The sequence below is a fragment of the Halobacillus sp. 12SKB genome (genome assembly GCF_052941655.1).
On sequence record NZ_JBRFWR010000001.1, the window covers coordinates 2,579,244 to 2,602,672 of the forward strand.

Annotated in this window: 21 protein-coding genes and 1 pseudogene; 18 read left to right on the top strand and 4 right to left on the bottom strand. The window is 45.1% G+C overall.

The window, feature by feature from the left end; all coding sequences use genetic code 11:
- Position 1 precedes the first annotated feature (1 nt).
- The 5 genes from buk to ACQ4XT_RS12560 are packed head-to-tail and all read left to right on the top strand — an operon-like array spanning position 2 to position 5,867.
- A complete protein-coding gene (buk, locus tag ACQ4XT_RS12540; protein ID WP_446853944.1) occupies positions 2 to 1,087 on the top strand; it encodes a butyrate kinase in 1,086 nt (361 codons plus the stop codon).
- A 15-nt stretch (positions 1,088 to 1,102) separates the two neighbouring features.
- The gene (gene lpdA, locus ACQ4XT_RS12545) at positions 1,103 to 2,524 is read left to right on the top strand and encodes a dihydrolipoyl dehydrogenase (RefSeq protein WP_446853945.1); all 1,422 of its coding nucleotides are present in this window, start codon (positions 1,103 to 1,105) and stop codon (positions 2,522 to 2,524) included.
- Between the two features lie 19 nt (positions 2,525 to 2,543).
- Positions 2,544 to 3,536 (top strand): thiamine pyrophosphate-dependent dehydrogenase E1 component subunit alpha, encoded by a 993-nt coding sequence (locus tag ACQ4XT_RS12550; RefSeq protein ID WP_446853946.1) that lies wholly within the window; start codon positions 2,544 to 2,546, stop codon positions 3,534 to 3,536.
- Positions 3,537 to 3,551: 15 nt separating this feature from the next.
- Positions 3,552 to 4,535, top strand: a complete 984-nt coding sequence (locus ACQ4XT_RS12555) for an alpha-ketoacid dehydrogenase subunit beta (RefSeq protein WP_220585189.1) — start codon at positions 3,552 to 3,554, stop codon at positions 4,533 to 4,535.
- 18 nt (positions 4,536 to 4,553) lie between these two features.
- Entirely contained in the window at positions 4,554 to 5,867 is a 1,314-nt protein-coding gene (locus ACQ4XT_RS12560; RefSeq protein WP_446853947.1) for a dihydrolipoamide acetyltransferase family protein, read from the top strand.
- An 88-nt stretch (positions 5,868 to 5,955) separates the two neighbouring features.
- Here the strand turns inward: ACQ4XT_RS12560 and ACQ4XT_RS12565 are convergent, their stop codons facing one another.
- Positions 5,956 to 6,444: a hypothetical protein gene (locus ACQ4XT_RS12565; RefSeq protein WP_446853948.1), complete on the bottom strand. Its 489-nt coding sequence runs from the start codon at positions 6,442 to 6,444 to the stop codon at positions 5,956 to 5,958.
- A gap of 227 nt (positions 6,445 to 6,671) precedes the next feature.
- Here ACQ4XT_RS12565 and ACQ4XT_RS12570 point away from each other — a divergent pair, with 227 nt between their 5' ends.
- The 3 genes from ACQ4XT_RS12570 (at position 6,672) to ACQ4XT_RS12580 (ending at position 8,741) form a co-directional block, all read left to right on the top strand.
- Positions 6,672 to 7,103: a BrxA/BrxB family bacilliredoxin gene (locus ACQ4XT_RS12570; RefSeq protein WP_089651791.1), complete on the top strand. Its 432-nt coding sequence runs from the start codon at positions 6,672 to 6,674 to the stop codon at positions 7,101 to 7,103.
- Positions 7,104 to 7,235: 132 nt separating this feature from the next.
- Complete coding sequence (locus ACQ4XT_RS12575; RefSeq protein WP_446853949.1) at positions 7,236 to 8,186, top strand: aromatic acid exporter family protein; 951 nt, start codon at positions 7,236 to 7,238, stop codon at positions 8,184 to 8,186.
- A 36-nt stretch (positions 8,187 to 8,222) separates the two neighbouring features.
- Positions 8,223 to 8,741 carry a L,D-transpeptidase gene (locus tag ACQ4XT_RS12580; RefSeq protein WP_446853950.1) on the top strand — a complete coding sequence of 173 codons (519 nt, stop codon included), beginning with the start codon at positions 8,223 to 8,225 and terminating at the stop codon, positions 8,739 to 8,741.
- A gap of 59 nt (positions 8,742 to 8,800) precedes the next feature.
- On the opposite strand, the gene prli42 is transcribed toward ACQ4XT_RS12580, so the two are convergent.
- Complete coding sequence (gene prli42 / locus ACQ4XT_RS12585) at positions 8,801 to 8,914, bottom strand: stressosome-associated protein Prli42 (protein ID WP_226590761.1); 114 nt, start codon at positions 8,912 to 8,914, stop codon at positions 8,801 to 8,803.
- Positions 8,915 to 9,091: 177 nt separating this feature from the next.
- On the opposite strand from prli42, the gene ACQ4XT_RS12590 reads away from it, so the two are divergent.
- The 10 genes and pseudogenes from ACQ4XT_RS12590 (at position 9,092) to ACQ4XT_RS12635 (ending at position 20,770) form a co-directional block, all read left to right on the top strand.
- The gene (locus ACQ4XT_RS12590; protein ID WP_446853951.1) at positions 9,092 to 10,747 is read left to right on the top strand and encodes an acyl-CoA mutase large subunit family protein; all 1,656 of its coding nucleotides are present in this window, start codon (positions 9,092 to 9,094) and stop codon (positions 10,745 to 10,747) included.
- Between the two features lie 15 nt (positions 10,748 to 10,762).
- On the top strand, positions 10,763 to 11,575 hold the full coding sequence (gene mce / locus ACQ4XT_RS12595; protein WP_446853952.1) for a methylmalonyl-CoA epimerase: 813 nt from the start codon (positions 10,763 to 10,765) through the stop codon (positions 11,573 to 11,575).
- 2 nt (positions 11,576 to 11,577) lie between these two features.
- The gene (locus tag ACQ4XT_RS12600; RefSeq protein WP_446853953.1) at positions 11,578 to 13,125 is read left to right on the top strand and encodes an acyl-CoA carboxylase subunit beta; all 1,548 of its coding nucleotides are present in this window, start codon (positions 11,578 to 11,580) and stop codon (positions 13,123 to 13,125) included.
- A 70-nt stretch (positions 13,126 to 13,195) separates the two neighbouring features.
- Complete coding sequence (locus ACQ4XT_RS12605; RefSeq protein WP_446853954.1) at positions 13,196 to 14,320, top strand: M20/M25/M40 family metallo-hydrolase; 1,125 nt, start codon at positions 13,196 to 13,198, stop codon at positions 14,318 to 14,320.
- A gap of 840 nt (positions 14,321 to 15,160) precedes the next feature.
- On the top strand, positions 15,161 to 16,408 hold the full coding sequence (locus ACQ4XT_RS12610; protein ID WP_446853955.1) for a DNA polymerase IV: 1,248 nt from the start codon (positions 15,161 to 15,163) through the stop codon (positions 16,406 to 16,408).
- Positions 16,409 to 16,467: 59 nt separating this feature from the next.
- Entirely contained in the window at positions 16,468 to 16,596 is a 129-nt protein-coding gene (locus ACQ4XT_RS12615) for a YpzI family protein (protein ID WP_089651799.1), read from the top strand.
- Positions 16,597 to 16,614: 18 nt separating this feature from the next.
- Positions 16,615 to 16,764 carry a small acid-soluble spore protein P gene (locus tag ACQ4XT_RS12620; RefSeq protein ID WP_089651800.1) on the top strand — a complete coding sequence of 50 codons (150 nt, stop codon included), beginning with the start codon at positions 16,615 to 16,617 and terminating at the stop codon, positions 16,762 to 16,764.
- A gap of 120 nt (positions 16,765 to 16,884) precedes the next feature.
- Positions 16,885 to 17,109 carry a DUF3892 domain-containing protein gene (locus ACQ4XT_RS12625; protein WP_089651888.1) on the top strand — a complete coding sequence of 75 codons (225 nt, stop codon included), beginning with the start codon at positions 16,885 to 16,887 and terminating at the stop codon, positions 17,107 to 17,109.
- Positions 17,110 to 17,837: 728 nt separating this feature from the next.
- Positions 17,838 to 18,344: pseudogene (locus tag ACQ4XT_RS12630) on the top strand (ABC transporter ATP-binding protein); the annotation flags it as partial.
- 191 nt (positions 18,345 to 18,535) lie between these two features.
- Complete coding sequence (locus tag ACQ4XT_RS12635; protein ID WP_446853956.1) at positions 18,536 to 20,770, top strand: ABC transporter permease; 2,235 nt, start codon at positions 18,536 to 18,538, stop codon at positions 20,768 to 20,770.
- Between the two features lie 294 nt (positions 20,771 to 21,064).
- Here the strand turns inward: ACQ4XT_RS12635 and ACQ4XT_RS12640 are convergent, their stop codons facing one another.
- A complete protein-coding gene (locus ACQ4XT_RS12640; protein WP_446853957.1) occupies positions 21,065 to 22,426 on the bottom strand; it encodes an aldehyde dehydrogenase in 1,362 nt (453 codons plus the stop codon).
- 15 nt (positions 22,427 to 22,441) lie between these two features.
- On the bottom strand, positions 22,442 to 23,365 hold the full coding sequence (rnz, locus tag ACQ4XT_RS12645; protein ID WP_446853958.1) for a ribonuclease Z: 924 nt from the start codon (positions 23,363 to 23,365) through the stop codon (positions 22,442 to 22,444).
- Positions 23,366 to 23,429: the final 64 nt, after the last annotated feature.

Here is a 23,429-nt window from a genome sequence, read left to right on the forward strand (position 1 = left end):
ATTGCAAACACATCGTATTCTGGTCATCAACCCAGGTTCCACATCTACGAAGATCGGAGTCTTTGATGATCAGGAAGTCGTTTTTGAAAAAACCATCCGTCACACGGCGGATGAAATCAATTCATACAAGCGCATCATTGATCAATATGAATTCCGTAAACAGGTCATTCTCGACGAGCTTGACCGTGAAGGCATAAACATCAGCAAGTTGAGTGCTGTCTGCGGAAGAGGCGGCTTGCTGCGTCCTATTGAAGGTGGGACGTATGAGGTCAATGAGGCGATGCTTGAAGACTTAAAAAATGGATACAATGGAGAACATGCGTCAAACCTTGGTGGAATCATTGCCAATGAAATTGCTCAAGGCTTGAACATTGGAGCCTATATCGTCGACCCTGTGGTGGTGGATGAACTCCATGAATTGGCCAGAGTTTCTGGTGTCCCTGAGATTCCAAGAAAAAGTATCTTTCATGCCTTGAATCAGAAAGCTGTCGCGAGAAGAGCGGCAGCTGATCTTGATCTGTCCTATAAGGATGCACGCCTGATCGTTACTCACATGGGGGGAGGAATCACGGTAGGTGCCCATGTTGGAGGCCGAGTGATTGATGTCAACAATGGTTTACACGGGGATGGACCTTTCTCCCCTGAACGGGCAGGGACCGTTCCTGCTGGTGACCTTGTTTCCCTATGCTTCTCCGGCCAATATTATCGCGATGAAGTGATGAAGAAGTTGGTCGGTCAAGGGGGACTTATGGCGTACTTGGATACAAACGATGCCCGTGAAGTCGAAGAGATGGTTTCTAATGGAGACAGAAAAGCGAAAGTTGTCTTTGATGCCATGGCTTACCAAATTGCCAAAGAAATTGGAAGCATGAGTGCTGTGATGGAAGGTAAAGTGGATGCGATTGCGCTCACGGGTGGACTTGCATACGGCAAAGCGTTCGTTGAAGAGATATCAAAACGTGTACATTGGATTGCAGATGTCCTCGTGTATCCTGGTGAAAATGAGCTTGAAGCATTGAATGAGGGGACGCTGCGTGTCCTTAATAAAGAAGAAATTCCAAAGCAATATCCTAACTTTCAAGAATAGGAAGGAGAATCCAAGGTGGCACAAGAATACGATTTGGTCATTCTCGGAGGTGGCACAGGTGGTTACGTCGCCGCCATCCGAGCTTCAAAATTAGGCTTGAAAACAGCGATTGTAGAAAAAAGAGAACTTGGTGGGACATGCTTACACAGAGGGTGCATCCCTTCAAAAGCATTGCTTCGAAGTGCTGAAGTATTTAAACAGACGAAAGAAGCTGACCGGTATGGGGTTTCAACAGAAAACCCAACTTTGAATTTTACAAAAGTCCAAGAACGGAAACAATCGATTGTAGACACACTACATAAAGGCGTTCAAGGATTGATGAAAAAAGGAAAGATCGATGTCTATGAAGGCTTTGGCCGTATCTTAGGACCTTCTATTTTTTCACCGACAGCAGGAACGATTTCTGTGGAGATGAACAATGGGGAAGAAAACGAAATGTTGATTCCTAAAAATGTGTTAGTGGCGACAGGTTCGCGTCCTAAATCATTGCCAGGACTTGAAATCGATGGTGAAGTTGTCATGAGTTCTGATGAAGCTCTTCATATGGATGAGCTTCCAGAATCGATCATCATCGTCGGTGGAGGAGTCATCGGAATCGAGTGGGCCTCTATGCTTGCAGACTTCGGTGTTAAAGTCACCGTTCTTGAGTATCTGCCACACATTCTTCCTACCGAAGACGAAGATATTTCCAGGGAAATGTTGAAGCAGATGAAGAAGAAAGGCATCGACATTGTTACAAGCGCTAAGGTCCTTCCTGATACGATCGAGAAAGGCACTGGTGTGAAAGTTGATGCAGAAGTCGACGGGGAAACGGTTACTTATGAAGCGGAACGCATGCTGGTTTCTGTCGGGAGATCAGCAAACGTTGACAATATCGGTCTTGAAAACACGGATATTCAAGTCGAAAACGGGATCATTCAAACCAATAATGTCTACCAAACGAAAGAAAGCCACATTTACGCGATTGGAGATGTCATCGGAGGCATGCAGCTTGCTCACGTAGCTTCTCATGAAGGAATGATTGCTGTTGAACATATGGCTGATCAGAATCCACATCCGATGAACCAGGATCAAGTGCCATCCTGTATCTACTCCAACCCTGAAGTTTCAAGTGTCGGTTTGACGGAAAAAGCGGCAAAAGAAAAAGGGTTTGATGTGAAAGTAGGCAAATTCCCATTCCAAGCGATCGGGAAAGCGCTCGTCCATGGAGAGACTGATGGCTTTGTTAAAATCGTTGCCGACAAAGAAACGGATGACGTATTAGGCGTGCATATGATTGGACCACATGTGACAGACATGATTTCAGAAGCTGCTCTGGCTCAAGTTCTTGATGCCACACCTTGGGAAATCGCTGAAACGATTCACCCACACCCAACGCTCTCTGAAGCGATCGGGGAAGCGGCTATGGCCGTTGACGGCAATCAAATCCACGGATAAATAAGAAGGAGGGATCCTCATGGCTGAAAATCGCCATAAAGCTCTAGGCTTAAGTGATGATCAAGTGTTGGACATGTTTCGCACGATGTTGTTAGCAAGAAGAATTGATGAACGGATGTGGTTATTGAACCGCGCCGGTAAAATCCCATTCGTCATTTCCTGTCAAGGTCAGGAAGCTGCCCAAGTAGGGGCGTCCTACGCGCTTGATCGTGATAAAGATTATGCTCTGCCTTACTATCGTGACATGGGTGTTGTTCTGTCATTCGGTATGACCGCTCAAGATCTGATGCTCTCTGGTTTTGCTAAAGCAGAAGATCCAAACTCGGGTGGCCGCCAAATGCCAGGTCACTTCGGCCAAAAGAAAAACCGGATCGTAACCGGTTCATCACCAGTTACCACACAAGTTCCCCATGCAGTAGGTATTGCATTGGCAGGGAAGATGGAGAAAAAAGACTTTGTTTCTCTTGTAACATTCGGAGAAGGGTCTTCCAACCAGGGTGATTTCCATGAAGGTGCAAACTTTGCTGGGGTACACAAGCTTCCTGTTATCTTTATGGTTGAAAATAATAAATATGCCATTTCTGTTCCGGTATCCAAGCAGCTTGCCTGTGAAAAAGTATCTGACCGTGCCATCGGTTATGGTATGCCAGGTTTCACAGTAGACGGCAATGATCCTCTAGCCGTTTATGAAGCGGTGAAAGCAGCAGCGGATCGTGGCCGTAATGGAGAAGGACCGACTCTCATCGAGACTGTTTCCTACCGTCTTACTCCGCACTCCAGTGATGATGATGATCGTACGTATCGGGAGCGCGAAGAAGTGGATGAAGCGAAGAAAAAGGATTCGATCGTCACCTTTGCCCAGTACTTGCGTGACACAGGTGTCCTGACGGATGAGAAGGAAAAGGAAATGAATGACGAAATCAATGAAATCGTCAATGAAGCGACTGACTATGCTGAGAATGCGGCGTATGCGGAAGCAGAATCAGCAATGAAATATGTGTACGAAGAGTAAGGAGGGGGAGCAATAATGGCAGTTATATCTTATATTCAAGCCGTCACTCAAGCTTTGAAAGAAGAAATGAAGCGGGATGAAAAAGTGTTCGTCCTTGGTGAAGATGTTGGAAAACGCGGGGGCGTATTCCGCGCGACAGATGGTCTTTACGATGAATTTGGTGAAGACAGAGTTCTTGATACCCCACTAGCTGAATCCGCAATCGCCGGAGTTGGGATTGGTGCAGCTATGTACGGCATGCGTCCAGTAGCTGAGATGCAGTTCGCTGATTTCATCATGCCGGCGGTCAACCAGATTATTTCAGAAGCCGCTAAAATCCGTTACCGTTCTAATAACGATTGGAGTGCTCCAATTACTATTCGTGCCCCTTATGGTGGCGGTGTCCACGGGGCTCTGTACCATTCCCAATCCGTTGAAGCGGTTTTCGCAAATCAGCCGGGATTGAAAATTGTCATGCCATCGACTCCTTATGATGTCAAAGGTTTGTTAAAAGCGTCGATCCGCGACAATGATCCGGTCCTTTTCTTTGAACATAAACGAGCGTACCGCTTAATCAAAGGTGAAGTACCTGATGAAGACTATACACTTCCAATCGGAAAAGCAGATGTGAAGCGCGAAGGTTCTGATATTACGGTCATTACGTACGGTCTTTGTGTCCATTTTGCTCTACAAGCTGCAGAGAAACTTGCAGAAGAGGGCATTGATGCACATATTCTTGACTTGCGTACAGTCTATCCACTGGATAAAGAAGGAATCATTGAAGCGGCATCTAAAACGGGGAAAGTCCTGCTTGTAACGGAAGACAATAAAGAAGGTGGAATCATCTCAGAGGTGTCCGCGATCATCAGTGAGAACTGCCTGTTCGACCTGGATGCTCCTGTTCAGCGTCTGGCCGGCCCAGATGTACCAGCGATGCCTTATGCTCCAACAATGGAGAAGCACTTCATGATGAATCCGGATAAAGTAGAAAAAGCGATGAGAGATCTCGCGGAATTTTAATAGAAGGAGGAGATTCCTGTGGGTGTAGAAAAAATCAAAATGCCTCAGCTTGGTGAAAGTGTCACAGAAGGAACGATCAGCACATGGCTTGTACAACCTGGAGACCAGGTGAATAAATACGATCCCATTGCAGAAGTTATGACAGACAAAGTGAACGCAGAAGTTCCGTCTTCTTTTTCCGGGGAGATCAAAGAGCTCGTCGCATCTGAAGGAGATACCATCGAAGTCGGTGAACTCATGTGCTATATTGAAGTAGAAGGAGCGGGGTCTGCCGAAGAGCCTTCGTCAGAGGAAAATAAACAGGCGCCCGCACAAGAAACGCCTGTTGCTGATGAAAAATCGACAGCTCCGAAAAAGCCTGAGAAAAAACAGGACAAAGGCAGTAAAAAGCGGTATTCTCCAGCGGTTATGACGCTTGCACAGGAACATGATATTGACTTGAATCAAGTCGATGGTTCCGGTCGTGGTGGACGTATTACGCGTAAAGATATCGAGAAAATCATTGCAAGTGGAGATATTCCTAAAGAAGGGCAAGCAAAAGCTGAGCCAGTCCAGCAACCTGCACAAGCGGAGCAAAAGGCAGCACCATCTCCAGCCCCTTCACAGCAGACACCGAATGTACAAGCGGGTGAAGGAGACATCGAGATCCCTGTTACTGGTGTCCGTAAAGCCATTGCAGCGAACATGGTGAAGTCGAAGACAGAGATCCCTCATGCCTGGATGATGGTTGAAGTGGATGTCACGAATTTGGTTGAACTTCGCAATTCCAAGAAAAACCAGTTCAAACAACAGGAAGGTTTCAGCCTGACTTATTTCGCTTTCTTTGTAAAAGCCGTCGCTCAAGCATTGAAAGAATATCCACAATTGAACAGTATGTGGGCAGGGGACAAGATCATTCAGCGCAAAGCGATCAACTTGAACATTGCCGTTGCGAAAGACGACCAGTTGTTCGTTCCTGTTATCAAAGATGCTGATGAAAAGAGCATTAAAGGAATCGCTAAAGATATTACAGACCTTGCCAATAAAGCACGTCAAGGCAAGCTGACATCGAAAGATATGGAAGGCGGTACCTTCACTGTCAATAACACAGGTTCATTCGGTTCCGTCCAGTCCATGGGTGTGATCAACCACCCTCAGGCCGCTATTTTACAAGTGGAGTCCATTGTTAAAAAGCCGGTTTACCAAAATGGGATGTTCGGAGCTCGTGACATGGTCAACCTATGTCTATCGTTAGACCACCGGGTTCTTGACGGTCTCGTTGCCGGCAACTTCCTTGCTCGCGTGAAAGAGATCTTGGAAAAAATGTCAGAAGACAACACATCGGTATATTAAGTAAAAAAAGCTATCCTCCACTTGTGAGGATAGCTTTTTTAAAAGATAAATGCTGTTTAAGACCATGGTTCATAAAAATGAAACAAGCTTAATGGTGAATAGTAATACTTTTTTCAAAAGCCATTCCCAGATAGTTATAATGTATGATCACTTCATTTATTTCTTTATGGTTAATGATGCTTAAACCGTAGCTGTTATCTTTTTCAGTAGCGGTACCATTGTTCACCTTTTCTAATTGTGATGATGGAGAAGTATTCGGCTTAATGATCACGTCCTGGATATCGGTCAGCCCATACTCTTCCGCCTCCCCATCAAAGCTGTCTGCTACGATAAAACCTTTGAGTGGATGGGTTACCTGAACTTTTTCATCCAATGGTTCTTCACTCGTATTTATTCGCACATCCTCGATTTTTATATTACTAAATCCTTTATTTCCGATACTAATAACTACGGACTGTTTATCTGCCGAAGAACCAATCGCTCCACTTACTAATGGTGTATGAAATTTAATAAAAGAGAAAAGTCCAATCGAACATACGATAATGATCAGAACGATCATCAAATTTATTTTTTTCAAGTCTCCTCCCCCTTCTGTCAGCTCGCTTCTCTATTTGTATAAAGCATGATGTTTAGACCGCGCCTTCATTGCCTTCAGTTACATAAGCGTATCATACGTTACTTATGCTTAAGAAGTCATACTCGTTTAAACTCTGGGTTTCTGCTGCTTTACTAGACAATTCAATTGAAAGATGTCAGATATCTTGGTAAAATGTTCATAGCATTTCTATAAAGGGGCCATGTTAAATGGATTTTAATATTTTTATGAACGATGTTGTATCAAAAGCACGTGAAGAAATTACACAAGCAGGATACACGGAACTGACGACACCTGAAGAAGTCGATCAGGCTCTAAATAAAGAAGGTACGACCCTTGTAATGATCAACTCCGTATGTGGATGTGCAGGCGGTATTGCCCGTCCGGCAGCTGCTCATGCGATTCACTATGATAAGCGCCCTGATCAGCTTGTGACGGTCTTTGCTGGACAGGATCGTGAAGCGACGGATCGTGCTCGCGAATATTTTGAAGGATACCCTCCTTCTTCTCCATCTTTCGCGCTTTTGAAAGATGGTAAAATCCAGACGATGGTCGAGCGTCATGATATTGAAGGATTTGAACCGATGGAAGTGATCGGAAAACTTCAACGCAGCTTTGAAGAGTATTGTGAGGAAGTATAAGAATACAATAGGCGTAGGATCTTTGTTTATAAAGCAAAGATCCTTTTTTACGTAAAACACGGCCCTTACATAATAGTCCGCTTGATCTTCATAGATCAGCGAGATATTGAAAGAACAGAGGTGAACACAGGATTGAAGATAGGATATCGGACCATAAAGACGGCATTGGGAACACCGTTTGCCATCTGGATTGCTCAGATGCTTCAGCTTGAGAATTTCGCATCAGCAGGAATCTTGACCATTCTCTGTATTCAAATTACGAGAAAACGTTCCTTTTTAAGTGCATGGCACCGCTTTTCCGCTTGTTTATTAGCGATGGGATTTTCATTCGCCTTTTTTGAACTGTTGGGATACAATCCTATTGCCATTGGATTAATGTTGTTTGCCTTTATTCCGGCGACGGTGTGGTTCAAGATCACACCTGGAATCGTAACCAGCTCAGTCATCATCCTTCATCTCTATGGTTCAGGTGATATCGGATGGAGTATTATTTGGAATGAAGTGTTGTTAATTACCGTGGGGATTGGAACAGCCTTGCTTCTGAATTTATATATGCCTAGTCTGGAGAAGAAGTTGAATCAGTACCGAAATCAGGTGGAAAGCAACTTTTCTATTATTTTGAGAGAAATAGCTCAATTTTTACGTAATGGAGATAATGACTGGTCTGGCAGGGAGTTAACGGAGACTGCTAACCTTCTCGAGAAAGCCAAATCCCTCTCCTACCGGGACGTAGAAAATCATTTGCTGCGCTCCCACAATCATTTTTATCACTATTTCCATATGCGAACCAAACAGTTTGAACTCCTTGAACGTATGCTGCCACTCGTTTCCCGAATATCAACATCAGATGCACATGGCATTCGAATGGCCGAATTTTTCGATGATTTAGCTGATGCTGTTCATCCCGGGAATACAGCCCTTATCTATTTAAGGATGCTGAAAGAGATGAAAGAGGACTTCCGGGAAGACCGGCTGCCGGAAACGCGGGAAGAGTTTGAAGTAAGGGCCAGTCTATTCCATTTATTAAATGAAATAGAGGACTATCTAATCATAAAAAGGTCATTTAAAAAGAGTGATGTATAGGGGGAAACCGTGAGGGGAAACTCTTAGTAAAAGAGGATGATTACGTTGTACAGCTTTCTTTTACTTGTCAGTTTATTAAACCCTCTACTTCCTCCTCACACGCCGGCTGACCCCGTTATTATCGTGAATAAAGCGACCCATGAGGTTGCCCTCTACCAAAGCAACGAGGTTTTGTTCAGGGCTCCTGCGGCCATAGAAAAGACAAAGGACTTGACGCCGGAAGGACAGTTCAATGTCAAAGTGAAAGCCAAAGATCCATACTATCGGAAAAAAGACATCCCAGGCGGTGTTCCTGAGAATCCGCTAGGGAGCAGATGGATCGGGTTTGATGCAAGAGGAACAGACGGTAGGATTTATGGAATTCATGGAACAAATCAGCCGGAGTCTATCGGCAAATCAGTATCAGCTGGTTGTATCCGCATGAATAATAAAGATGTCGAGGTTTTATTTGATATGGTTCCCGCTGAAGCAGATGTATGGATTGTAGACAGCGAAAAGCGAATGTCTGATTTATATCGCCTCTGGGAAGAAAATAACTTACAGAAACAACTCTAGAAACTAAGAAAGCCGAACAGATGGTCATTCCATCAGTTCGGCTTTTTTTCATTCATTTATTATAAGAAGAAACTCGCGCCAGCCAATGCACTGGATAGAAGCATAGACAAAATCATGACATAGATCACGACTTTCATACGGCGTTCGCGTTTTGAACGTTTTTTTGTAGCCAAGGTGTGTTACCTCCTTCTCAGTCAATCCTACTGACATTCTACCTAAAAAAGAGAAATTGGACAAGGGCGTGAAATCATTTACAATAAAATTGTGAATGATAGTAATTTTTAGATAGGTAAGCGCTTCATTTCTGGTATGCTAGTAGTGTGAATGGACTGAATAAGGAGGCCTTTCTTATGAACAGATCATCAAGTGACCAACGCCCGAAGCAACAATGGGAAAAAGATGTAGAAAAAACGACGGAGCGTTTTCCTGAACGGAAAGAGACGTTTCATACGAGTTCCGAGATTCCGGTCGAACGATTATACACTCCGGGACAGATGGATCAGGATTACATAGAGGAGATCGGCTTTCCGGGCCAATATCCTTATACGAGAGGAATTCAGCCGACCATGTATCGTAGCCGTTATTGGACGATGCGTCAATATGCAGGATTTGGGTCGGCAGAAGAAACAAATGAGAGATTCCGTTATTTATTGAAACAAGGTCAGACCGGCTTATCGGTCGCCTTCGATCTGCCAACACAGATCGGCTATGATTCTGATGACCCGATGGCTGATGGAGAAGTGGGGAAAGTCGGTGTCGCTATTGATTCATTAAAGGACATGGAGCAGTTATTCGATCAAATTCCACTCGATCAAGTAAGTACGTCGATGACGATCAATGCACCGGCCAGCATTCTGCTTGCGATGTACATCGCTGTTGGAGAAAAGCAGGGGGTAGCTCCTGAAAAACTGACAGGGACGATTCAAAACGACATTTTGAAAGAATATATTGCTCGAGGTACGTATATCTATCCACCTAAACCTTCCATGAGGCTTATCACAGACATATTCGGCTACTGCCAGGAACATTTACCGAAATTTAACACGATCAGCATCTCCGGCTATCATATCAGGGAAGCAGGGTCTACGGCCGTGCAAGAAGTCGCCTTTACGATTGCGAACGGCATGGCTTATGTAGATGCGGCGATCGAGGCTGGACTTGAAGTCGACCAGTTTGCTCCAAGGCTTGCCTTCTTTTTCAATGCTCACAATCATTTTTTTGAGGAAGCGGCCAAGTTCCGGGCAGCCCGCCGTATGTGGGCAAAAATCATGAAAGAACACTATGGAGCAGAGAATCCAAAAAGTTGGAAGCTTCGTTTCCATACACAAACAGGAGGAAGTACACTGACGGCTCAGCAGCCGGATAACAATATTGTGCGTGTCACATTACAAGCACTCGCTGCTGTAATGGGAGGAACGCAGAGCCTGCATACCAACTCACGGGATGAAGCTCTTGCCCTTCCGACAGAAGATTCCGCAAGAATTGCGTTACGCACACAGCAGATCATTGCTAATGAGAGCGGTGTAGCAGACACGATCGATCCACTCGCTGGTTCTTACTTCGTAGAGTCTCTGACAGACCAAATCGAAAAAGAAGCCAATGCTTACTTAGAGCGCATCAAAGAATTCGGTGGAGCTGTCCAGGCGGTGGAAGAAGGGTATATGCAACGTGAAATCCATAAAGCTGCCTATGATGCCCAAAAACGGATCGAATCGAATGAAGACATCGTCGTCGGTATGAACGAATACAAACTCGAAGAAGAGATACATGCGGACTTGTTGCGCGTGGATGAAGCGCTGGAACAAGCACAAATCAAGAAGACGCAGGAAGTGAGGTCTTCCCGCGATCAGGGATCCGTCGACCAATGCCTTCAAGCCCTTCGGGAAGCGGCGAAAGGGTCGGAAAATGTCATGCCTCATATTGTGGCGGCGGTTAAAGTTTATGCCACAGTCGGGGAGATCGCGAACGTTTTGCGAGAGGAATTTGGAGAATATACCGGAATGTAGGAAGGGATGATGAGGATGAAACCAATACGTGTACTTATAGCGAAACCAGGGTTAGATGGACATGACAGAGGAGCTTTAATTATCGCTCAGGCACTCAGAGACCATGGAATGGAAGTCATCTATACAGGTCTTAGGCAATCAGCTGTACAAATTGCGAGAGCTGCCATACAGGAAGACGTGGATGTTGTAGGGCTTTCTTCACTATCTGGTGCTCATAAATCATTGTTTCCGAAAGTAGTCCAAGCCCTGGAAGAGCAGGGAGCATCTGATATTCCCGTCGTCGGTGGCGGTGTCATACCTGCAGAAGATATTCCTTTTCTTGAGGAAAAAGGGGTAAACAAAATCTTTACCAGCGGGTCACCAACAGATGCCATCGCTCTTTATATTAAACAGCTTCTAAACAAGGATACAATAGAAGCACCGAAACGGATTGCTCATATCGGAATTGCTGTGGAAAGCATTGATGCAGCCCTGCCTTTCTATCAACATAACCTCAGCTTGGAGCTTGAAGCTGTTGAAGTTGTGGAGTCAGAACAAGTGCGTGTCGCTTTTCTGAGAATCGGTGAAACGATGTTCGAATTGTTGGAGCCTTTGAGTGATGACTCTCCGATTCAATCGTTTTTGACGAAAAAAGGAGAAGGTGTCCACCATATCGCTTTGGAAGTGGACGATCTTACCAAGCGTTTGGAGCAGTACAAAGAGCAAGGGGTCCGTCTTATTCACGAACAGCCGAAACGAGGCGCTCATGACAGCCAGATCGCCTTTTTGCACCCGAAAGCAGCCAACGGTGTCCTATTTGAACTATGTCAGCATGGGGAGGAGGAGTAAGAATGGACATTTTTGATAAAATCAATGAATTATACGATAAGCGTCGGCAAGTTGAACTGGGCGGCGGTGATGAAAGAATTGATAAACAGCATGATAAAGGGAAATGGACAGCGAGGGAACGCATCGAACACCTGTTGGATGAGGGCTCTTTCATTGAGCTGAATCCTTTTATTGAACATCGGCATGATGCCTTTGGAATGGACGGAAAATCAGCACCGGGTGAAGGGGTCGTGACAGGGTTTGGTAAAATTCATGGACGTGATGTGTATTTGTTCGCTCAGGACTTCACGGTTTACGGCGGAGCCTTAGGGGAAATGCATGCGAAAAAAATTGCCGCAGTCATGGACCTTGCTGCCAAAAATGGAACCCCTTTTATTGGCCTGAACGATTCTGGAGGAGCACGCATCCAGGAAGGCGTTTCTTCCTTGGATGGTTACGGACAAGTCTTTTATCGCAACTCTATTTATTCTGGGGTCATTCCGCAAATATCGGTGATTATGGGGCCATGTGCCGGAGGAGCCGTTTATTCTCCAGCAATCACAGATTTCGTCATCATGGTGGAAAAAACATCACAAATGTTTATTACCGGCCCTAAAGTCATTGAAACCGTGACCGGTGAGCAAATTTCCGCGGAAGACCTCGGTGGTGCCGGTGTTCATAACTCTTTGAGTGGGAATGCTCACTTGAAAACTCCTGATGAAGCCTCCGCTTTGGATGCTGTCCGGGATCTTGTCAGTTACCTGCCTCAGAACAATGAGGAACTGACACCTGAAGTTGAAGTTGAGCTTGATGATGACTTCAGACCTGACATCACAGATAAAATTCCTTTTGATCCAATCCGCCCTTACGACGTGCGTATCGTTATCGATGAATTCGTTGACGAGGGTTCCTTCTTCGAAATTCATAAGGACTTTGCAAAAAATATTGTCGTCGGATTTGCACGTCTGCAAGGGAAGACCGTGGGACTTGTTTGTAATCAACCGAAGTACATGGCTGGCGGACTTGATATCGACTCCAGTGATAAAGCTGCCCGTTTTATCCGTACATGTGATTCTTTCAATATCCCGCTCATTACATTTGAAGATGTGACCGGCTTCTTCCCTGGGATCAAGCAGGAACATGGGGGAATCATCCGTCATGGAGCCAAAATTCTATACGCTTACTCTGAAGCCACTGTTCCTAAACTGACGGTTATTACGAGAAAAGCTTATGGTGGAGCCTATGTCGCGTTAAACAGTAAATCGATCGGGGCGGACCTTGTCTATGCCTGGCCAAACGCGGAAATTGCTGTAATGGGTCCTGAAGGGGCAGCGAACATCATTTTCGCAAAAGAAATCAGAGAAAGCGAAACCCCAGAGGAAACGCGACAAAATAAAATCAACGAATACAGGGAACGATTCGCAAACCCTTACGTGGCAGCAGGACTTGGGATGATTGATGATGTCATCGACCCAAGAGAAACGCGGTCTACATTGATTAAAGCCCTGGATATGCTGAAGAATAAACACGAAGAACGCCCGTATAAAAAGCATGGCAACATCCCTCTATAATTGACACAGTCCTTTCGTTCCGCTAACGTACTAAGAGGAATGTGTTTACATATGAAGGAGGCAGACATAGATGGTAGCCATTAATAAAGAACGCTTACTTGAAGAATTTCTAGAGTTGGTGCAAATCGATTCAGAAACGACACAGGAAGCAGAAATCGCTAAAGTATTGAAAAAGAAATTCCAGGACTTAGGTTTGGAAGTCCTGGAAGATGATGCAGCCTCAATTACGGGTCATGGGGCAAACAACCTTATTTGTAATTTAGAAGGCTCTAAAAAGGAAGCAGAGCCGATTTACTTCACTTCTCACATGGATACGGTGGTTCCAGGTAACGGTGTGAAACCTTCTGTTGAAGATGGTTATATCGTGACCGATGGAACAACAATCCTTGGAGCTGATGACAAAGCGGGTGTCGCTGCGATTCTTGAAGCCATCCGTTCTCTTCAGGAACAAAATGTCGAGCATGGCGACCTGCAGTTCGTCATCACTGTAGGAGAAGAAAGTGGCCTCGTTGGCGCGAAGGCACTTGATGCTTCCATGCTCAAAGCTAAATACGGGTATGCGCTCGATAGTGACGGTCAAGTTGGAAACATTATCGTAGCTGCTCCTACACAGGCGAAAATCAACGCCATTGTCAAAGGGAAGACAGCTCATGCAGGAGTTGCTCCTGAAAAAGGGATTTCAGCAATAACACTGGCTTCCCGTGCAATAGCTAAAATGCCGCTGGGACGGATCGATGACGAAACAACAGCGAACATCGGACGTTTTGAAGGTGGTCAAAAAACGAATATCGTTTGTGACCACGTAGAAGTCTTAGCAGAAGCCCGTTCTTTAGACCCTGAAAAAATGGAAGCGCAAGTAGAGAAAATGAAACGAGCATTCCAAGAAACAGCGGAAGAAATGGGTGGCGAAGTCGAACTTGATGTCGAAATCATGTACCCTGGCTTTAAGCAACAAGCGGGAGATCAAGTCGTGGAAGTCGCACGTTCTGCTGCGAAACGCATCGATCGTGAAAGTGAACTGTTAACAAGCGGCGGCGGAAGTGATGCCAACGTCATCGCAGGGCACGGCGTACCTACAGTCAACTTGAGTGTAGGGTATGAAGAAATTCATACAACCAACGAGCGCATGCCTGTTAGTGAGCTTGAAAAAATCGCAGAGTTCGTAACGGCGATCGTTGAAGAAGTAGCACAATAACTTGACACCCCGATACTCCCTGAATCTTCAGGGAGTATTTTTTATATTCTCTATTACACCCTTCCACATAAGCTCTCTTTTCTTGAAGACTCAGTTTCGAGACTTTTGTTGAGTGGATGGGGCTTCGGGGAATAACTCGCTTTCCGCGGGAGCGCGGTGAGCCTCCTCGGACTTCGTCCTGTGGGGTCTCACCCTGCACTTTTTTCCTCTACGATATCCGGTTCCGGCGCCTAGCGGCTAGTGAGACTTCCCTCGCTTCTGTACGATAAGTCAACATCGAATCACTTCGTTCTCCGTGTTTCCTTTATCTCCGCCAGCTCAGTCCAGTCCAGTCCAGTCCATACGCCGCTGATCGAGGCGCCTGCACACTTATATTAGGAGTCTCGCCATTCCCCTCCGCCCACTTGCCGGAAGAAATTCTCGAAACTACCTTCCAGCAATAGGAGCTTTTATGGTTGAGAAGCCTATATCAACGCGGTTTATGCAGGATTTAAAAGAGTTTTAGGCAGGGTACTATAAGAGGGATTTCGAGAACCTCATATGGTAAAGGGGCGGAGGGAAACGGTGAGACTCCTGTGGGAAGTGCGTGGTAGATGAGACCCCGCAGAGCGTTAGCTCGAGGAGGCTCATCACTCGCCCACGGAAAGCGAACCTTTTCCCGGAGCCCCTAAATCCACACAAACATCTCGAAATCAAGTCTTCCACAACCCTGTCAGTGAGTTCAATAACGCGATTATGAGTTTTATGTTTTGGACAAACAATAAATAAGGCATTGTGGAACATGAACAAAGCATGGCATGTTATAATAGAGAACAAATGTTCCAATGGAGGAAGAACGTTATGCAGTCCAGATGGTATCCCAAAAAAGGACGCGTCATTTTTCATGTCGATATGAACAGTTTCTATGCGTCTGTGGAAGCAGCTTTTGATCCATCTTTAAAAGGAAAGCCGCTTGCCATCGCAGGAAACCCTGAAGAAAGACGCGGAATCATTGTCACTAGCAGCTATGAAGCCCGCAAATATGGAGTTAAAACGACGATGCCTTTAGGAGAGGCTCGACGGTTGTGTCCTGAACTCATTGTTATGGGACCAACGTTTGAACGATACCGTACAGCGTCCAAAGAGATGTTTAAAATTCTAGCTGATGTGACACCGCTCGTTCAGCCGGTTTCCATTGACGAAGGTTATATGGATATTACCGACTGTGCGGACCAAGGTTCCCCTCCAGAAATAGCCGAGCGTATTCAGCAGCGTATCAATGACGAGCTCGATCTTCCTTGCAGTATTGGGATAGCCCCAAATAAATTTTTGGCAAAAATGGCTTCTGATATGAAAAAGCCTATGGGAATTACGATTTTACGGAAAAGAGATCTTGAAACAAAACTATGGCCTTTACCGATAGAAGAAATGTACGGAGTCGGTTCAAAAACAGCAGAGAAACTAAGAAAAATCGGTATTGAAACCATTAGAGGATTAGCTGAACACCCTGTCCTTGAGTTGAAGGGTGTTCTTGGAATCAATGGAGAGCGATTGAAAAACAGAGCGAATGGAATAGATGATCGGCCTGTCGATCCTGATGCTGTTCATGAATTTAAAAGTATCGGCACATCAACAACGCTTCCACAAGATACGACGGATGATACAGAAATACAAACGGTCATACGCAGACTTTCCAATAAAGTAGAAAGTCGGATGAAGAATAAAAAGGTTCTTGCAAGAAATGTCCAGTTGACGATACGTTATCATGATCGGAAGACAGTAACACGCAGTCGGCAGCTGCAGGAATTTATTCATTCCTCTGAGGACCTCTTTCAAGTGTCGATGCAGTTATTTGATGATCACTGGAATCAGCAGCCTGTTCGCCTGCTCGGTGTTACCGCGAGTGATCTTGCTGAGAAATCAGAAGTCAGTCAACAACTGGATCTTTTTAATTTTGAACAGTATGCCAGCAAGGAAAAATTGTATAAGACGATTGATGATCTGACTGAGAAATATGGCAAAAACCCTTTCCGTGACCTTAGTAATCCGACGAATCCTCAGGTGAATACGAGCTTTCAAAAGGATTTTCTCGACGATTTCAAAAAATGATTCCCAGGCATAGCCTCCACCTTCTTTTCCATACTAAGAGAGAAGGGAGGCGTTCTAGAATGGGTAGAGATCGACAAGAGAAAAAGTTAAAAAAATCCGGCAGAGTGGAGTCCGATCGTGATCAGCGCTTAAGTTATCCTGGTGCGACCGCGATGGAGGGGCCAGAAGCAGCTCGTAAACGCAGATAAACAAGGAGGCGGATTTTTATGGGCAGACGTATGGGACCAAAACAACAAGAACAACCAAACTTACCACTAGGGCCGAAACAAGCATACGGGGAACCGGCTCAAGGATCTCATAAAGTGAAAAACAGACAGCATTCGCGTCAAAAACAGAAATCTTCTCACGATATGTAAGGTAAAAAGGCAGCCGTCTGGCTGTCTTTTTATTTATCTAACCATCCAATAATCCCCTCCGGATGGGGGGCATATGATCTCGATTCTTGGACAAAATAATTCTTGAGGAGGTTGAGAATGATGCCAGAACGAATTGTCGCCGTTAGAAAAAACGGGCAAGGTAGCATTGTTGAAATGCAACTGTCGTCAGGACAAGTGATCGATTATAAGCGAGCACATGAAATGGCGCGCAGTGGTGAACTGGAACACGTGAACCTCATTCGAGGTAAAGATGGAGAAGATCATCTGCGCAGTGAACCAGATGGCATTCAATCCAACAACTTGGACAACCTTCCATCTTTTTAATAGAGAACCCAGGCAAAGCCTCGCGCTTGCCTGGGTTTTCTTTTCTTTCACTAAAGCTCCCTAATCGGGAAGACTCAGTTTCGAGATAATCCGCGATTCGTTGCCTAGGTTGAGCGTCAGGGGTGTCTGGGAAGCTACTCGCTTTCCTGTGGGGGAGTGGCGAGCTTCCTCGGACTACGTCCTGCGGGATCTCGCCGATCTCTTTTCTCCCACGGAAGTCTCGCAGCTTCCCAACCACCCCATTCAATGAATGTGAGAAACGAATCCCTTTCCCAAGATGGATTGTTTTACACTATCCCACTGTTAGAAGCATACAGCCCTTGACACAAGCTCTCATACTCGGAATGACCAAAAACCCTACAAGCAGAGTATCCGAGAATTGGTTTCGAGCCACTCACCTGGTTAAGGGGCGGAGGGGAATGGGGAGACTCCTGCGGGAAAAAAGTGCATGGTGAGACCCCACAGGACTTAGTCCGAGGAGGCTCACCGCGCTCCCACGGAAAGCGACTCATTCCCCGCAGCCCCCATCCACTCAACAAAAGTCTTGAAATCGAGTCTTCCACTTTCCTTCCATTATCTGCGATAAAAATAGTGATCGGGATGATAAATAATGAAATATATACATATAAATATTTCAAAAAGTTATTGACTTCTTTTTTTATTGAGGTACACTAAAAATGAAATAATTGATGTGTTTCATTACAAAACTTTTAATTGGAGATGATGAAATGGCAATCTTCGCAAATCAAGTCAATAAAACGTATCAGAGCGGAGAAGTAACAGTTCAGGCGCTGCGCCAGGCGTCATTAGAAGTACCAGATAAAAAAATCGTAACGATTCTTGGACCTTCAGGGTCAGGGAAATCAACGCTACTCAATGTCATTGGGGGCATAGACCGTTACGATTCAGGATCAATCAAAGTAGGAGATACCATCCTTGATCAATTAAAGGATCGTCAACTTACGGATTACCGCCGGAAATTCGTGGGGTTCATTTTTCAACAGTACAATTTAATTCCAACGCTGACCGTCGAAGAAAATGTTGAAGTCGGGCGGGAATTGAGTCAGCAGCCGCTTAATATGAAAGATATTTTAGAAAAAGTAGGAATGTGGGATAAGAAAGATAAATTTCCTTTTCAATTGAGTGGAGGTGAACAGCAGCGTGTCGCAATTGCGAGGGCGCTAATAAAGAACCCGCAACTTTTACTATGTGATGAACCTACAGGAGCCCTGGATGAAGAAACAGGGAAAAATATCCTGAAGTTGTTGAAGTTCGTCAATGAGCAGTATGGAACGACGGTCTTAATCATCACTCACAACCAGGGGATCGGGGAGATGGCTCATTCCGTTATCCGGATGAAAAGCGGTGAAATTGTAGATTCCTATGAAAATGAAAATCCTGTACAGCCAGAGAAGGTGACATGGTCATGATCTTAAAGAAATCTGTGTTCAGGACTTTAAAAGAAAAGAAATTCCAATATGCCGGGGTGGCTGTTCTTCTTTTACTAGCAGTGATGCTTTATGTCTCCTTATCCATGGCCATTACGACACTGGAATCAAGAAATGAAACTTTTTCGGAGGACTACAAACAGGAAAGCTTTCATTTTGTAGCTGGGGGGGAAGTTACAGATGAACAGCTCTCCTCATGGGAGAATAAGTATAATGTCATTTTAGAAAAACGTAAGTATGCAGATTTTGAAATCGATGATTCGACATTGCGCGCGTTTACGACTACTGATTCCGTTAACATCCCTTACATTTCTGAAGGAAAAGCACCATCGAGCAATCAAGAGCTGGCGATTTCCAAAGTGTATGCGGAAAAACATCAACACGAACTGGGCGATATCATCACACTGGACGACCAAAAGTTTGAAATCACAGGATTCGTTTACTTGCCTGATTATATTTATATGGTCGAACAAATGACAGATTTGTTAGCAGATGCTGAAAAATTCGGTGTCGCAGTCGTTTCCGGTTCAAGTTTTCCCATGAATGCACAAACGGAAATTCTAGGCTGGACGGAGAATGGAGACGTTCCTGATGGGTTGAGGGAAGCGGTAAGTGAAGAAACGGCTCTTTTGCAATTCGTGAACTCAGAAGATAACCCGCGTATAGGTTTTGTAGAAACAGAAATCGAAGGTGCAAAAGGCATGACGACGACATTACCGCTGTTCATTCTTGCCCTTTCCATTGCTATGGTTTTGATGTTGATGAAGCGACGTATGGAAATGCAGAGAAAAGAAATCGGGACGCTGATGGCGCTTGGGTATCGGAAGAAAGAATTGGTCCGTCATTACTTAGGCTATGCCTGGGTCATCGGATTGGCAGGAACAGTCGGTGGCTTAACTGCGGGTGCTGGTCTGTCTGTACCGCTTTCGAATCTGTACGCGAATTACTTTAATTTACCAGCCCTTTCCATGTTTGACTGGGATCCTTTTGTTCTTGTCATAGGATTTGTCCTTCCTTTATTGCTTTTGATCTTGCTAACGACTTTCGTCATCAGTCGAACGTTACGAACAGAACCATTGACACTCCTGAGACCTAAAGAAATGTCCAGTGGGAAAAAATCCTGGCTTGAAAAACTTCCACTTTTGCAAAAAGGAAGCTTTATTCGCAGGTTTCGTTTGAGGTTACTAGTGAGAAATAAAGCGAGAAGCTTCTATATTTTTATCGGGGTGATGTTCTCAACCGTTTTATTATTGTTTGGATTGATTACGTTCAATAGCATGGATCAGCTTGTAGAAACAACGTATAAGGAAATTTTAAAATACGATTATGCTATCCACTATCAATCGTTAATTACAGAAGAAACGGAGGATGAACAAAGTCCTTTTATAATGAACGAACTTGGTGTCGTGGATGAAGACGTGAAGGTTACGGCTTATGGAATGGAAAAAGATAACGAGTTTATTCAATTGAGTGCTGAAGGAGAAAGCCTGCAATCCAATTTATCGCAAGGAGCCATTATCAGTGCTCCTCTAGCCGCGGTACTTGGTGTAGGGGAAGGGGATGTAATCAACCTCGAAAATTCATTGAACTCGGATACGATGCAGGTAGAGGTCGCTGCAGTGGCAGACCTTTACATTGGGAATAACTTATATCTTCCTCGCGAGGAATTGAATGATTTCCTTGGCTTCCCTGAAGAGGCCTATACAGGTACATGGCAGAAACAGTCCCCGGAGAATAGTGAAAATGTTTATATGGTAGAAGATAAGCAGAAGGCGATTGACAGTTTTGAATCGACGACAGGAGCAACTAGAGCGTCGGTTGCAGGGATGGCCGTTTTCGCTGTATTAATTGGAGTGATTGTTCTTACTTTGCTCACTAATTTGATCGTTGAGGAAAATTCACCTTCCATTTCGTTGTTTAAAGTGATGGGCTATCATGATAAAGAAGTTTCTAAACTTGTTTTGAGTGTGTACACCCCTATCGTATTGATTGCTTACTTTGTCTCTATTCCTCTAGCAAGTTTGAGTTTGGAGCAAACGATGAACACGTTGGTGCAGGAGACCGGTTTTCTTATGCCGACTGATGTAGCATGGTGGATGGTAGTGATCGGATTCATAGTCATCCTGCTTACGTATTGGCTTTCTCTTGGACTATCCAAACGAAAGTTGAAGAATGTCTCGTTGCAGGAAGCATTGAAAAAGCAACAGGACTAGAGAAAAAGGACAGCGGCCCGGCCGCTGTCCTTTTTCGCGCGCAAGAAAGCCGAGTCGCGCGCAAGAAAGCCGAGTCGCGCGCAAGAAAGCCGAGTCGCGCGCAAGAAAGCCGAGTCGCGCGCAAGAAAGCCGAGTCGCGCGCAAGAAAGCCGAGTCGCGCGCAAGAAAGCCGAGTCGCGCGCAAGAAAGCCGAGTCGCGCGCAAGAAAGCCGAGTCGCGCGCAAGAAAGCCGAGTCGCGCGCAAGAAAGCCGAGTCGCGCGCAAAAAAAAAGCGAGCGCTATGCTCGCTTTTTACTATCCAAAGAATTTCTTCAGCACCGCCATGCCTAGCTGAGACCCGGGATAGCGGAAATTCTGATCGAAACGGGTGGTTTGTTTTGTGATGCTTTTTTCGTGCGTAAAGGTATCAAAGCTTCGTCTGCCATGATAGCTGCCCATACCGCTCTCGCCAACCCCTCCAAATGGCAGGTGTGGATTGATGATATGGTAAAGGGTATCGTTGATGCATCCACCTCCGAAAGAGATTGAGTTGAGGATGCGCTGCTGTTCGACTTCGTTTTCGCCGAAGTAATAGAGGGCAAGGGGCTTCGGACGGCTGTTGATCTTATCAATCGCTTCGTCCAATTCATGATAAGTCAATACAGGGAGCACAGGCCCGAAGATTTCATCCTTCATGACTTGATCTTCCCAAGTCACTTGATCGAGAATGGTAGGCGCGATTTTGTGTTTGGATTCATCCAGAGCACCGCCAACAACAACCGTACCGGAATCCAGGTAAGAAGAAACGCGTTCAAAATGCGTTTGGTTAACGATCTTGGTGTACTCTTCATTGTCCAAAGGATTTTCTCCGTAAAACTGCTGGATGTACTTCTTCATGGTACGGATTAAGTCTGCTTTCACTTCATGGTGGACGTAAAGATAATCAGGCGCGATACACGTTTGACCTGCGTTGGTGAACTTGCCCCAGACGATTCGCTTGGCGGCAAGGTCGATGTTTGCATCTTTGTGAACGATTGTGGGGCTCTTTCCTCCAAGTTCCAGCGTGACAGGGATGAGCTGTTTGCTCGCTTTCTCCATTATGATTTTCCCGACGGGCACGCTTCCGGTGAAGAAAATATAATCGAGTGGTTGTTCAAGCAGCTCCTGAGTCACTTCTTTATCGCCTTCAATAACGGCAATATAGTGTGGGGGGAAATATTGTTCAATCATCTTTTTCAACACCCATGAAACAGTTGGTGTAAGCTCAGATGGTTTGATGATGACCGTATTTCCTGCTGCAATCGCACCGATTACCGGGGCGAGGGCAAGCTGGATAGGGTAGTTCCACGGTGCAATGACTAATACAGTACCATAGGGTTCTTTTCGAATGAAGTTTTTTGAGCCTGTATGGGTGAGCGGGGTCTTTACTTTAGTCGGCTGCATCCATGTTTTCAACTGTTTCACATGGTGGTCAATTTCGCTTTTCAAAAACGCGATTTCTGATGCGTACGCTTCATATTCCGATTTGTTCATATCGAATTTTAAAGCATTAAGAATCGGTTTTTCGAAAGTCGTCAGCATCTTTTTCATTTTTAAAAGCTGTTCTTTTCGGAAAGCATAGCTTTTCGTATGTCCTTCTTGGAACCATGTTTTTTGTTGCTTGACCGTTGCGTGCATACTGCTCCTCCTTCGTTAAGTACGTTTAATGGGATGTTGATAAAAATCATATGCAATCGTCGTGTTTGGAAATAGGTTCTGTGCTTCTTCCAGGAGGTTCTCCACAGAATCTCCCTGGTACCTGGAAGAAACGTGATTCAGGATCAGTTCGCCTACATTTGCTTTCTTCGCGAGGGTAGCGGCTTGTTTGACAGTAGAGTGGAAATAATCATAAGCCATCTTTTCCTCGTTTCCAGCAAATGTAGCTTCATGGACAAGAACATCGCTTCCTTTCAAAACCTCTTCTAGATGAGGTAGGTAACGTGTGTCCCCTAAAATGGCGACTTTTCGCCCCTTTTTAGGTGGTCCAATTACATCTTCGCGGTTGATGACTCTTCCATCTTCAAGGACTGTCTTCGGTTGACTTTTAATCTTTTGATAGATGGGACCAGGTTTCACTCCTAGCGCCTTCAGCTTCTCAGGCTGTAGTTCGCCGAGTTGGTCTTTTTCCTTAAGGATATATCCATAACTTTCGAGTCCATGTTCAAGTTTGACAGCTTCAACGATGAACTGTTCGTCTTCGAAAAGCTCTCCTTCCTCCACTTCCTCTATGTAAAGGGGATAGCGAAGGTGCGTTCCGCTCAATTCGAGACTGATATCAATGTAATCTTTTAAACCGCGCGGCCCGTAAACGGTTACAGGTGTTTCTCCACCCTGGAAAGAACGGCTGCTCAATAATCCAGGCAGTCCGTAAATGTGATCCCCATGAAGGTGGGTGATAAAAATCACTTCAATTCGTCGCGGACGTATGTTTGTATTCAATATTTGCTGTTGTGTGCCTTCTCCACAGTCAAAGACCCATGTCGTTCCCCGCTCTTCAAGAAGGCGGAGGACAAGGGAGGAGACATTTCTTTCTTTTGATGGGACACCAGATCCTGTGCCTAAAAAAAATAGTTCCATTGCCAACACTCTCCTACACTTATCATGATACCACCAGAAAGGGGAGAACACACTTGAAATGCCA